Below are 11,727 nucleotides of genomic sequence, written 5' to 3'. Positions count from 1 at the left end.
CAGAGACTGATGCTCCCCGCTCCGGGTCAGTCGCGCCAGTCCACAACGGCAGAGATCTTGCCGACAATGGTGCGCCAACCCAAACTTGCGGTTTGTGCCCCGATTTTCTTCAGCCGGCGTCGACCCAGGAAGCCACCGATCCCGCCGTTGACGGTCGCCCGCAGAGCCTCGTCCAGGTCATCCAGGCTGGAGCCGGCGGAGAGCATGTCCAGCACGGCCGGAAGCCGGAGTGCGTACGCCACGTCACGGGCGACCTCGCCGGCCTCGATCAGGAGCGTGGGGTCCCACGCGTCGTGGCCGCCGCGGAGGTTCTCCACCACGAGGTCGAGCTCGTAGGTGTCCTCGTCCAGCGGGGCGACATCGGCCGGCTCCACCCGCTCGGACAGCTCGTTCCAGCTGTCCAGCTGGGTCAGGTCGCTGGGCGCGCCGGACCGGATGAAGCTGACCAGCGACTCCGGGCTCTTGAACAGGAGCAGACTGCCGCGGTGGCTGAGGAAGATCGGGACCTCCTCGTCGCCGGCGTCGTCCTCCTCGTCCTCGTCCGCCTCGTCCTCGTCGGCCGTCTCCTCCTTCGCCGCGGCCCCGCGGCGCCGGCGCTTCTCCGGCCGCTCGTCCTCGGCCTCCTCGTTCTCCTCGGCGGAGAGGGCGGCGAACTCCTCGTCGAGGATCACCACCTCCTCGTCGTCCTCGGTCTCGACGACCTGGCGACGGGCCAGGAAGGGGTCTTCCTGGTCGCGCTCGGTGGCGTCGGTCGGGGTCAGCTCCCGCGCCGGCCGGTACGCCCGCAGGGTGAAGCCGGTGCCGGCGGGCAGGGCGATCTCCACCGGGTCGATCCGCAGCTCCTCCCAGAGCGCGCGATCGGCGGGGTGGTCGACCTCGACCTCGTCTTCGGCGGCCGACGCGGTGGTGGCGTCGAGCTCGGGCTCGTCGGCGTCGGGCCGTTGGGGCGACTGGCTGGCCACGCTGACCTCCGTGTGCTTCGGGTTGCCCACCCGGCGAAACCTCCGTCGCCGAGTGACTCTGCGCACATACCCTAGTGGGCGACCCGGCATGGCCGGGAGTCCACCCCGGTGGCGTCCCGGCGGGCGACCGGGAGCCGGTCCACCGGCGCGATCTATCCGGGGGCCGGGCTCAGGGTGCCAGGGCCAGGTAGCCGCGCTCGGCCGCCGCCTGGAGCAGCCACTGCTCGCGGTACCAGCCCGGCTGTGCCACCAGCTCGTCGTGCCGGCCGCGCTGCACCACCCGGCCGGCGTCGAGCACCACGATCTCGTCGAGCCCGGCCAGCCCGCTGAGCCGGTGGCTGATCAGCAGGACGGAGTGGTCGGCCGGGGTGGCCGCCAGCGCCGAGGCGAGCACGGCGTCCGCGGCGGCCGGGTCGAGGCCCTCGGTCGGCTCGTCCAGCACCAGCACGGCCGGGGCGGCCAGCAGCGCCCGGGCCAGCGCGAGGCGCTGCCGCTGACCGCCGGAGAGCTGCCCACCCTGCTCGCCGACCACGGTGTCCCAGCCGTCGGGCTGGGCGCGTACCCAGTCCAGCAGGCCGGCCGCCCGAGTGGCGGCGGTCAGCTCCTCCTCGTCGGCCCCGGGCCGGCCGAGCAGCATGTTGTCGCGTACCGAGGCGTGGAAGACGTACGCCTCGGCGAGCAGGCCGCCGACCAGCCGGGGCAGCTCGTCGGCCGGGTACGCGGACACGTCCACCCCGGCCAGGGTGACCCGGCCGGCGTCGGGGCGTACCGCGCCGGTGAGCACGGCGGCCAGGGTGCTCTTGCCGGCGCCGCTGGGCCCCACCACGGCCACCCGGCGACCCTTGGACAGGTCCAGGTCGACCCCGGCGAGGGCGGGCGCCGCCCCCTTTCGGTACCGCACGGTCACCCCGGCGAACCGCACGTCAGGCCGGGTCGCCGCCGGCTCCGGGCCGAGCGCCGCAGCGGGGCCGGGTTTCGGGGCGGGAGCGTTGAGCAGGTCGGCCACCCGGGCCAGCCCGGCACCGAGCTGGGTGCGCTGCCGGGCGGCCCCGACCAGGGCGAGAGCGATCTCGATCGCAGCCAGCGTGCCGACGGCCAGTACGCCGACCAGCACCCCGCCGACACCCGCGCGCAGCGCCACCAGGACCACCGCGGCGGCGGTTAGCCCGGCGACCAGCACCCCGGCCGCGTCGACCGCGAAGCCGGTCGCGGCGAGCCGGCGTTCCAGCCGGGCGAGCCGCCGGGCCCGCCCCTCGGCGGCGGCCAGCGCCGTGCCGGTGGCGCCGAAGGCGGCCAGGTCGGCGGCGCCGTGGGTCAGGTCGACCGCGTCCACGGCGAGGGCCCCGCGCAGCGGAGCCACCTCGTCGGCGGCGCGCCGGGTGAGCGCGGTGGCCAGCGTGGGCAGCCCCACCCCGGCCACCAGCAGACCCGCGGCGAGCGCCCCGGCCGCCGGCACCGAGATCAGGGCGGCGGCCCCGACCGCCAGCAGACTCACCAGCGCTGCGGCCGACCCCGGTACGAGCACCCGGAGCAGCAGGTCCTGCACCGCCTCGACGTCGGAGACGAGCCGGCTCAACGCGTCCCCGGTCCGCTGGGCGGCGGTGTCCCGCCGGGCGGCGAGGGCGGCGAAGACCCGGGCCCGGACGTCGGTGATCATGCGGAGCACCGCGTCGTGCCCGGCGAGCCGTTCGGTGTAGCGGAACACGCCCCGGCTGACGGCGAGGGCCCGGACCGCGACGATGGCCACGGTCAACCGGTCCAGCGTGGGCCGGCCGGCGGCGGTCATCAGCAGCCAGGTGGCCGTCGCCATCAGGGCCAGCCCGGCGAACTCGGTGGCCGCGGCGAGCAGCCCGGCCCGCAGCAGCCGGCTCAGGTACGGTCGCGCCAGCCGCAGCACCGCCCGCTCGGCACCCGCCCGAGTACGGGTGCCGACGGCCTCCGGTCCGCCGGCCATCACGCCGCCCTCCCCGCCGGCACCGGACTCAGCTCGGTGACCCGGCCGTCCTCGACCCGCAGGATCCGGTCGGCGTCCTCGAGCAGCGCGGGCCGGTGCGCGACCAGCAGCGCGGTACGCCCGGCGACCAGCCGCCGGGTGGCGGCCAGCACGACGGCCTCGCTGGCGGTGTCCAGTCGGGCGGTCGGTTCGTCGAGGAGCACCAGCGGGGCGTCGCGGAGGAACGCCCGGGCCAGCGCCACCCGCTGCCGCTGCCCGCTGGACAGGCCGTGCCCGCGCTCGCCGAGCGCGGTGGCCAGCCCGTCGGGCAGGGCGGCGACCACCTCGTCCAGCGCCGCGTCGGTGACGGCGCGGGCGAGCGCGGCGTCCGGGGTGTCGGGCGCGCCGAGGCGGATGTTGTCGGCCAGCGAGCCGGCGAAGAGGTGGGCCCGCTGCGGCACCCAGGCCAGCTGGCGCCGCCAGGCGTCGAGGTCGACGTCGGCGAGGTCCACCCCGTCGACGGTGACCCGGCCGGCGGTCGGGCTGACGAACCCGAGCAGCAGGCTGAGCAGAGTGCTCTTGCCGGCGCCGCTGGGCCCGATGACGGCGACCCGCTCGCCCGGGCGGATGGTGAGGCTGACGTTGCGCAGCGCGGTGGTCCGCTCGTACTCGACGGTGACGTCCTCGAAGCGGATCTCGCCGGGCCCGTCCGGGGCCGCCCGCCCGCCGGTCGGTGCGGCGCCCTCGGGCGCGGCGGTCTCCGGGGCGGCGGTCTCCGGGGCGGCGGTCTCCGGCGTGGCGGAGATGGTGAGCGCCTCGTCGAGCGCGGTCAGCCCCTCCATGCTGGCGTGGAACCGGCTGCCCGCCGCCCGCAGCGGCAGGTAGGCCTCCGGGGTGAGCAGCAGCACCAGCAGCGCGGTGGAGAGGGTGATCCCGCCGCCGAGCAGCCGGATGCCCACCGGCACCGCGACCAGCGCCACCGAGAGGGTGGCGACCAGTTCGAGGACCAGCGCGGAGAGGAACGCGATCCGCAGGGTCTTCATGGTGGCCTGGCGGTGCCCGTCGGCCATCCGGCGTACCACGTCGACCTGGGCCCGGGCCCGGCCGAACGCGCGCAGCGTGGGCAGCCCGGCCACCATGTCGAGGAAGTGCCCGCCGAGCAGCGACAGGCGACGCCACTGCCGCTCGGTGGCGGCCTGCGCCTGCCAGCCGAGCAGCGCGCCGAAGACCGGGATGAGCGGGAGGGTCAGCGCGATGATCACCGCCGAGCTCCAGTCGGCGAGGACGATCCGGGCCAGCACGGCCAGCGGCACGGTCACGCTCAGCACGAGCTGCGGCAGGTAGCCGGTGAAGTAGGGGTCCAGCGCGTCCAACCCGCGCCCGGCGAGGGTGGCGAGCTGCCCGGCCCGCTGGCCGGCCACCCAGGTGGGGCCGTGCCGGGCGACCGAGCCGAGCAGGTCGGCGCGGAGCGCGGCCTTCACCGTCGCCGCCGCCCGGGCCGCCACCGTGCCCTGCGCCCAGCTCACCAGCGCCCGGGCGGCGACCGCCGCCACGAAGCCGGCCAGCGCCGGCCGGTGCAGCCGCCCGTCGACCGCCGTCGCCAGCAGCGTGGCCAGCGCGGTGGCCTGGGCGACCACCAGCAGCGCGGTCAGCCCGCCCAGCACCGCGAGCATGGCGAGGTCGCGCCGGGCCGCGGGGACCCGGCGCAGCAGCCGCGGGTCGAACGGGCGGCGGTTCACCAGTACACCGGTGCCCTGCCGTCGGTCCGTCCCCGGAACACCCACCAGCACATGGCCTGAAAGCCTAGTAGGGCCGGGAGCAGCGGCAGCGCGAGCCAGCCGAGCAGGGACAGCGTGGGCCCGCTCGCCGCCGCGTCGGCGACGGTCAGCGAGGCGGCCGGGTCGCCGGTCGAGAACAGCACCCGGGGCCAGAGGGCCGCCCCGATCAGCAACACCGGCAGCGCCAGCGCCGCGCTGGTCGCCGCGAAGGCCACCCCGGCCCGCCCTCGGCCGAGCGCCGCGCGGGCCGCCAGCAGCGCCGCGACAAGTGCCAACGGTAGGAGTACGGCGAGCGCCGGCCGCGCCACGGCGGCGCGTACCCGGTCGGAGAGCAGGCCCAGGACGGTGGCCGCGGCGAGCGCGGCGAGCGCCGCCAGCACCAGGCCGCGAGCCAGCCGGGCGACCGGCGGGACGTCGGCGGCCGGCAGCCGGAGGGTGAGGAAGGTCGCACCCTGCACGGCGACCAGCGCCACCATCGCCAGCGCGGTGGCGGCCACGAACGGGGTGAAGAGGTGACTCACCCCGGCGACGTGCCCGTCGGCCCGCAGCGGTACGCCCTGCAGCAGCCCGCCGAGCAGGGCGCCCCAGCCGAGGGCGGCGAGCGCGCTGCCGGCCACCACCACCCGGTCCCAGGCGGCGCGGGCCGACTCGGCGCGCGGCCGGCTGCGCAGTTGCACCCCGGCCGTCACCAGCACCACTCCGGTCACCGCGCCGAGCACGGCCGGGTAGAACCCGGCGAGAAGTTCCCCTTCCAGCAGCGGGAACGCGCCGAACAGGATGCCGACGGCGGCGACCAGCCAGACCTCGTTGCCGAGGAAGAACGGGCCGACGGCGTTGAGCGCGGCGCGACGGTCTCGCGGGTCGCCGGGGCGGGTCAGCAGCAGCCCGACGCCGTAGTCGTAGCCGCCGAGCACCAGGTAGGTGGCGAAGAAGAGCCCGAGCAGGGCGTACCAGATGGTTGCCACGAGGCCTCCTCTCAGGCGAACAACGACTCGGGGCGGGTGTCGGACCGGTCGGCGTCCGCGCCAGGTGCCCGCCCGATGGCCGGATCGGCGGCGCCCCGGGCGGCGTGCCGGGCGAACAACACCCAGTTGGCCACGGCGAGGGTGCCGAGTAGGAGGCTGAAGCCCAGGAAGGAGGCGAGCATCACGCCGCCGTCGACCGGGGAGACCGCGTCGCGCGCCTGGAGCAGCCCGTACGCGGCCCAGGGCTGGCGGCCGACCTCACGGGTCAGCCAGCCGCAGATCGCGGCGATGAACGGCAGCGGTACGGCGAACAGCAGCAGGTAGAGCGGGAACCGGAGCCGGATGAGCCAGTCCCGGTAGAGCAGGGGGAGCAGCAGCACCGCGCACCAGATGGTGAAGCCGATCATGATCATGATTTCCATCGCGGTGCCGGCCAGGGCCGGCGGCAGGTAGTCGCCGGGGCCGAAGCGGGCGGTGAAGTCGGCGACCGCCGCCGCCTTGGCCTGCTCGTCGCCGAGCTTGGTCGGCTGCGCCAGCGCGACCCCGTCCTCCTGTGCGAAACCGAACCAGAGGGCGAAGGTGGCCGACACCACCGCGGTGGGCAGGCCGATCCGCAGCGAGGTGCGGAACAGCTGATGGTCCGTGGTACGCCGGAGCAGGTGCCAGGCGCTGACCGCCGCCATCAGCGTGCCGCCGGTGGTCAGCGCGGCGAAGATCACGTGCCAGATGGCCACGGTGAAGGTCGGGTTGCTCAGCAGTGCGGAGAAGTCGGTGAGGTGGGCGACCCCGTCGCGCAGCTCGTAGCCGACCGGGTGCTGCAGCCAGGAGTTCGCCACCATGATCCAGAAGACCGAGGCGTACGCGGTGATGGCGACGCCGTAGAGCAGCGCGAGGTGCACGCCCCGGCGTAGCCGGTGCCAGCCGAAGATCCACATCCCGAGGAAGGTGGATTCCAGGAAGAAGGCGACCAGCGTCTCCATGGCGAGCGGGGCGCCGAAGACGTTGCCGACGTACCGCGACAACCCGCTCCAGTTCAGCCCGAACTGGAACTCCATCACGATGCCGGTCGCGATGCCGAGCACGTAGTTGATCACGTAGAGGGTGCCCCAGAACCGGGTCAGCCGTTGGTACGTCTGCTTCCCGGTGATCACCCAGGCCGTCTGGAGGCCGACCAGCAGGGTCACCAGCCCGAGGGTGACCAGGACGAAGAGGAAATGAATCGAGGTGGTGGTGGCGAACTGCAGGCGGGCGATGAGCAGGGGGTCCATGGCCGGTCAGTTCAGGAAGAGCGAGATCGGCAGGGCGACGAGAGTGGCCGCGACGGTCAGCGCGGTGGCGCCGAGCACCCGGGGCGGCCGGTCCGGAAGCAGCAGCCGCTGCACGCGTACGTCGAGGTCGCGGTCGCCGAGGCCGAGCGTGCCGGCCGGCGTGATCCGGTGCCCGGCGGCGGCGAACCGGCGTAGCGCCCCGGCCAGCGGTGCCTCGGCGTGCAGCTCGCGGGCCTTGTCGTCGGCGCGCATCTCGACCAGCAGCGCCACCCGGTCGTGCGCCTCGTGGACCCGGCGGAGCCAGGGCAGCGCCCGGCGGAGCGCGGTGAACGGCAGCAGCACCAGGTCGTGCCGCTCCTCGGCGTGCGCCCGCTCGTGGGCGAGCACCGCCGCCAGTTCGGCGCGGTCCAGCAGGCTGAGGGTGCCCGCGCTGACCACCACCCGGGGCTTCACCCCCGGCAGGCAGTACGCCGCCGCACTCGGGTGGTCGAGCACCAGTGCGCCGGGCACGGTCGGGTCCCGGCGGGCGACCAGGCTGAGCAGTTCCCGGTGCCGGCGTTGGGCGCGGATCGTGCCGTAGACGCTGCGGACCGTCGTGGTGAGCAGCACCGCGCCGATGCCGAAGCCGACCCCGACCAGGCCGAGGCCCACCACCCCGACCCCGGCCGGCAGGTCGCCGTGGGCCAGGTCGCTGGCGAGGGCGAGCAGCGCGCCGCCGGTCGGCCGGTCGTACGTGATCAGGCCGAGCGCCATCGGCAGGCCCATCGCGGAGAGGCCGAGCGCCAGCCCGACCGCCTGCCAGCAGACGATCGCCACCCGCGGGGCGCGCCAGGTCCACCTCGAAGCGGCGAGGACCTGCGCGGTCAGCCAGCAGGCCAGAATGCTCGCGGTGAAGTGCACGGCGTACGCCATGGCCGTCGCCCTACCGGTCCGTCGCCTCGTCGGCCAGCGCCGGCCGCCCGGCCGCCGGGTCCTCGACCCGGTCCGTCAGCCCGGCCTCGTGCCCGGCCGGCCCGGAACCGGTGAGCCCGGCCTCGGCGCTCAGCGCCGTGCGTAGCACCTCCGCCTCGGTGCCGGTGACCGAGCGGGCGAAGCGCACCAGCGCGGCGTCCCGGCTGCCGCCGAGGTCGAGCGCGTCGAGCATGAGCTGGGCGATGTGCGCCTCCCGGCTGGCCGCGGCCCGGTACCGCCAGGCTCGCCCCTCCCGTCGGCGCTGCACCATCCCCTTGCCGGCGAGTCGGTCCAGCACGGTCATCACCGTGGTGTACGCCAGATCCCGCCCGTCCAGGGCGTCGGCCACCTCGCGCACGGTCACTCCGTCGGACGTGCCCGGATCCAGGTCCCACAGCACGTCCATCACCGCACGTTCAAGATCACCCAGCCGAATCACACCGGTAATCCTACCCCCCGTAGTAGTCACCCTCGGCGATTGCCTCGTTGATCATGAGGTTAGCGGCATTTGGGGAGATCCACATCGCCGCTAACCTCATGATCGACGGAGGGGTGGGGTGCCAGCGCGGGGCACCCAGGGGGTCAGACGCCCTTGGGGTGCCAGACGGTCTTGGTCTCCAGCAGGGCGGTCATCCGGGTGATGCCGGGGTCGGCGTACCAGTCGTGGTCGGCCGGGGCCGGCCGGAGCACCCGCTTGAGGTTCTGCGCCGCCTTGACCTCCAGGTCCGCCGCCAGTTCGGCTTCGGTCACCCCGGTCAGGTCGATCGCGTTGACGTCCATGTGCGCGGCCAGCGTCGGCACCGTCTCGGTGATCCGGCCGGTGAGGAGGTTGACCACCCCGCCCGGCAGGTCGGAGGTGGCCAGCACCTCGGCCAGGGTCACCGCCGCGAGCGGCGCCGACGGGGAAGCGGCCACCACCACCGTGTTGCCGGTCACGATCGCCGGGGCGATGACGCTGACCAGACCGAGCAGCGCCGGCGCCTCGGGGGCCACCACGGCCACCACGCCGGTCGGCTCGGGCGCCGACAGGTTGAAGTACGGCCCGGCCACCGGGTTCGCGCCGCCGTAGACCTGGGGGAGCTTGTCGGACCAGCCGGCGTACCAGACCCAGCGGTCGATCGCCGCGTCCACCTCGTCGGCCGGCACGCCGAGCGCCACGAACTGCTCGCGGCGGCCCTCCAGCATCTCGGCGACCCGGTAGAGGATCTGACCCCGGTTGTACGCGGTCGCCCCGGCCCAGCCCTTCACCGCGGCCCGCGCGGCGACGACCGAGTCCCGCGCGTCCTTGCGGGAGGCCAGCGACACGTTGGAGTCCTGCACGATGTACGACCGTCCCGACTCGCTGCGCGGGAACTTCCCGCCGATGAAGAGCTTGTACGTCTTGCGTACCGCGACCCGCTCAGACATTGAGGTACGCCTCCAGCCCGTGCCGGCCGCCCTCGCGGCCGTAGCCCGACTCCTTGTAGCCGCCGAACGGCGAGGTGGGGTCGAACTTGTTGAACGTGTTGGCCCAGACCACGCCGGCGCGCAGCCGGTCGGCCATCCACAGGATCCGGGAACCCTTGTCGGTCCAGATGCCGGCCGACAACCCGTACGGCGTGTTGTTCGCCTTCTCGACCGCCTCGGCCGGGGTGCGGAAGGTCAGCACGGACAGCACCGGGCCGAAGATCTCCTCCCGGGCGACCCGGTGCGCCTGGGTGACCCCGGTGAAGATCGTCGGGGCGAACCAGAAGCCGCGCTCGGGCAGCTCGCACGGCGGCGACCAGCGCTCGGCGCCCTCGGCCACGCCGGCGTCGGAGAGCTCCCGGATCCGGGCCAGCTGGGCGGCCGAGTTGATCGCACCGATGTCGGTGTTCTTGTCCAGCGGGTCACCGACCCGGAGCTGGGCCATCCGGCGCTTGAGCGACTCCAGCACCCGGTCGGCGACCGACTCCTGGACCAGCAGCCGGGAACCGGCGCAGCAGACGTGCCCCTGGTTGAAGAAGATGCCGTTGACGATGCCCTCGACCGCCTGGTCGATGGGGGCGTCGTCGAAGACGATGTTGGCGGCCTTGCCGCCCAGCTCCAGGGTGAGCTTCTTGCGGGTGCCGGCGACCGCCCGGGCGATGGCCCGGCCCACGTCGGTGGAGCCGGTGAAGGCGACCTTGTCCACGCCCGGGTGCTCGACCAGCGCCCGGCCGGTCTCGCCGGCACCGGTGACGATGTTGACCACGCCGGCGGGCAGGTCGGCCTGCTGGCAGATCTCCGCGAACAGCAGCGCGGTCAGCGGGGTGGTCTCGGCCGGCTTCAGCACCACCGTGTTGCCGGCGGCCAGGGCCGGGGCGATCTTCCAGGCCAGCATGAGCAGCGGGAAGTTCCACGGGATGACCTGCGCGGCCACGCCGAGCGGCTGCGGGTTGGGCCCGAAGCCGGCGTGCGGGAGCTTGTCGGCCCAGCCGGCGTAGTAGAAGAAGTGCGCGGCGACCAGCGGGACGTCGACGTCCCGGGACTCCTTGATCGGCTTGCCGTTGTCCAGCGACTCCAGCACGGCCAGCTCGCGGGAACGCTCCTGGATGATCCGGGCGATCCGGAACAGGTACTTGGCCCGGTCGCGGCCCGGCATGGGACCCCAGACCTTCTCGTACGCCGTCCGGGCGGCGCGAACCGCGCGGTCCACGTCCTGGGCGCCGGCCTCGGCGACCTCGGCGAGCACCTCCTCGGAGGCCGGGTTGATCGACTTGAAGCTGCCGCCGTCGGTCGGATCGACGAACTTGCCGTCGACGAAGAGCCCGTACGAGGGCTTGATGTCCACCACCGAGCGCGACTCGGGGGCGGGGGCGTATTCGAACATCACGCTCAGTCCAGGGTGAAGTAGTCGGGACCGGAGTAGACGCCGGTCTTCAGCTTGGTCCGCTGCATGAGCAGATCGTTGAGCAGGCTCGACGCGCCGAACCGGAACCAGTCCGGGTCCAGCCAGTCCGCGCCGACGGTCTCGTTGACCATGACCAGGTACTTGATCGCGTCCTTGGTGGTCTTGATGCCGCCGGCCGGCTTCACGCCGACCTGCCGTCCGGTGGCGGCGCGGAAGTCGCGGACCGCCTCCAGCATCACCAGGGTCACCGGCATGGTGGCCGCGACCGGCACCTTGCCGGTGGAGGTCTTGATGAAGTCGCCGCCGGCCAGCATGGCCAGCCAGGAGGCCCGCCGCACGTTGTCGTACGTGGTCAGCTCGCCGGTCTCCAGGATCACCTTGAGGTGGGCGTCACCGCAGGCCTCCTTGGTGGCCACGATCTCGTCGTAGACCTCCCGGTAGCGGCCGGCCAGGAACGCGCCCCGGTTGATCACCATGTCGATCTCGTCGGCGCCGGCCTCGACGGCGGCCCGGGTGTCGGCGAGCTTGATCTCCAGCGGCGCCTGGCCCGACGGGAACGCGGTCGCCACGCTGGCCAGGTGCACGCGACTGCCGCGCAGCACCTCGGCCACGTACGGGACCATGGCGGGATAGACGCAGACCGCTCCGACGTGCGGGCAGGACGGGTCGGCCGGGTCGGGGCGCAGCGCCTTGGTCGCCAGCGCCCGCACCTTGCCGGGGGTGTCGGCCCCTTCCAGGGTGGTCAGGTCGACCATCCGGATCGCCAGGTCGATAGCCTGGGCCTTGGCGGTGGTCTTGATGGAGCGGGTGCCGAGTTGTGCCGCCCGCTGCTCCGCGCCCACCTGGTCCACGCCCGGTAGGCCGTGGAGGAAGGTCCGCAGAGCGGTCTCGGATCGTCCCAGCTCGGAGAGGTCCGACCGGGCCGACGTCGGTGTCGCCGTCATGTCGTGAATAGTACGCATATCAGCTGAGTGTGATCTTGGTCACGGTGTCCGGTCGTGAGTGCCACGCGTGAGCGG

General features: G+C 74.0%; 10 protein-coding genes. All 10 read right to left on the bottom strand.

The annotated features are described in order from the left end of the window. Positions 1-26 precede the first annotated feature (26 nt). The 10 genes from AB0C02_RS00140 to deoC all read right to left on the bottom strand — a co-directional run bounded on the left by AB0C02_RS00140 (position 27) and on the right by deoC (position 11,652). Positions 27-992, bottom strand: coding sequence for a DNA primase (locus AB0C02_RS00140; RefSeq protein ID WP_357539462.1), 966 nt, complete (start codon positions 990-992; stop codon positions 27-29). Between the two features lie 139 nt (positions 993-1,131). Next, positions 1,132-2,916: a thiol reductant ABC exporter subunit CydC gene (gene cydC, locus AB0C02_RS00135; RefSeq protein WP_357539460.1), complete on the bottom strand. Its 1,785-nt coding sequence runs from the start codon at positions 2,914-2,916 to the stop codon at positions 1,132-1,134. Next, the gene (gene cydD / locus AB0C02_RS00130) at positions 2,916-4,634 is read right to left on the bottom strand and encodes a thiol reductant ABC exporter subunit CydD (protein ID WP_357539457.1); all 1,719 of its coding nucleotides are present in this window, start codon (positions 4,632-4,634) and stop codon (positions 2,916-2,918) included. Before cydD ends, cydC begins: the two co-directional genes overlap by 1 nt. Then, positions 4,631-5,638, bottom strand: a complete 1,008-nt coding sequence (locus AB0C02_RS00125; RefSeq protein ID WP_357539455.1) for a cytochrome d ubiquinol oxidase subunit II — start codon at positions 5,636-5,638, stop codon at positions 4,631-4,633. Before AB0C02_RS00125 ends, cydD begins: the two co-directional genes overlap by 4 nt. An 11-nt stretch (positions 5,639-5,649) precedes the next feature. Continuing rightward, positions 5,650-6,906, bottom strand: coding sequence for a cytochrome ubiquinol oxidase subunit I (locus AB0C02_RS00120; protein ID WP_357539453.1), 1,257 nt, complete (start codon positions 6,904-6,906; stop codon positions 5,650-5,652). Positions 6,907-6,912: 6 nt separating this feature from the next. Further along, the gene (locus tag AB0C02_RS00115; RefSeq protein WP_357539451.1) at positions 6,913-7,818 is read right to left on the bottom strand and encodes a M56 family metallopeptidase; all 906 of its coding nucleotides are present in this window, start codon (positions 7,816-7,818) and stop codon (positions 6,913-6,915) included. A gap of 10 nt (positions 7,819-7,828) precedes the next feature. Beyond that, the gene (locus AB0C02_RS00110; protein ID WP_357539450.1) at positions 7,829-8,296 is read right to left on the bottom strand and encodes a BlaI/MecI/CopY family transcriptional regulator; all 468 of its coding nucleotides are present in this window, start codon (positions 8,294-8,296) and stop codon (positions 7,829-7,831) included. A 143-nt stretch (positions 8,297-8,439) separates the two neighbouring features. After that, a complete protein-coding gene (locus AB0C02_RS00105; protein WP_357539448.1) occupies positions 8,440-9,264 on the bottom strand; it encodes an aldehyde dehydrogenase family protein in 825 nt (274 codons plus the stop codon). Beyond that, positions 9,257-10,687 carry an aldehyde dehydrogenase family protein gene (locus AB0C02_RS00100; RefSeq protein ID WP_357540941.1) on the bottom strand — a complete coding sequence of 477 codons (1,431 nt, stop codon included), beginning with the start codon at positions 10,685-10,687 and terminating at the stop codon, positions 9,257-9,259. Before AB0C02_RS00100 ends, AB0C02_RS00105 begins: the two co-directional genes overlap by 8 nt. Positions 10,688-10,692: 5 nt before the next feature. Beyond that, on the bottom strand, positions 10,693-11,652 hold the full coding sequence (gene deoC, locus AB0C02_RS00095) for a deoxyribose-phosphate aldolase (RefSeq protein WP_357539446.1): 960 nt from the start codon (positions 11,650-11,652) through the stop codon (positions 10,693-10,695). Between the last annotated feature and the right edge of the window lie 75 nt (positions 11,653-11,727).

This window comes from Micromonospora sp. NPDC048999 (assembly GCF_040649295.1).
GTDB lineage: Bacteria > Actinomycetota > Actinomycetes > Mycobacteriales > Micromonosporaceae > Micromonospora.
Note: the sequence above shows the minus strand (reverse complement) of the source record. Positions and strands in the feature narration are given on the sequence as shown.

Bases quoted from the DNA above. Each gene is read 5' to 3' on its own strand.
- AB0C02_RS00100 (WP_357540941.1), bottom strand. From the start codon at position 10,687: ATGTTCGAATACGCCCCCGCCCCCGAGTCGCGCTCGGTGGTGGACATC.
- cydC (WP_357539460.1), bottom strand. From the start codon at position 2,916: ATGGCCGGCGGACCGGAGGCCGTCGGCACCCGTACTCGGGCGGGTGCC.
- AB0C02_RS00115 (WP_357539451.1), bottom strand. From the start codon at position 7,818: ATGGCGTACGCCGTGCACTTCACCGCGAGCATTCTGGCCTGCTGGCTG.
- AB0C02_RS00120 (WP_357539453.1), bottom strand. From the start codon at position 6,906: ATGGACCCCCTGCTCATCGCCCGCCTGCAGTTCGCCACCACCACCTCG.
- AB0C02_RS00105 (WP_357539448.1), bottom strand. From the start codon at position 9,264: ATGTCTGAGCGGGTCGCGGTACGCAAGACGTACAAGCTCTTCATCGGC.
- deoC (WP_357539446.1), bottom strand. From the start codon at position 11,652: ATGACGGCGACACCGACGTCGGCCCGGTCGGACCTCTCCGAGCTGGGA.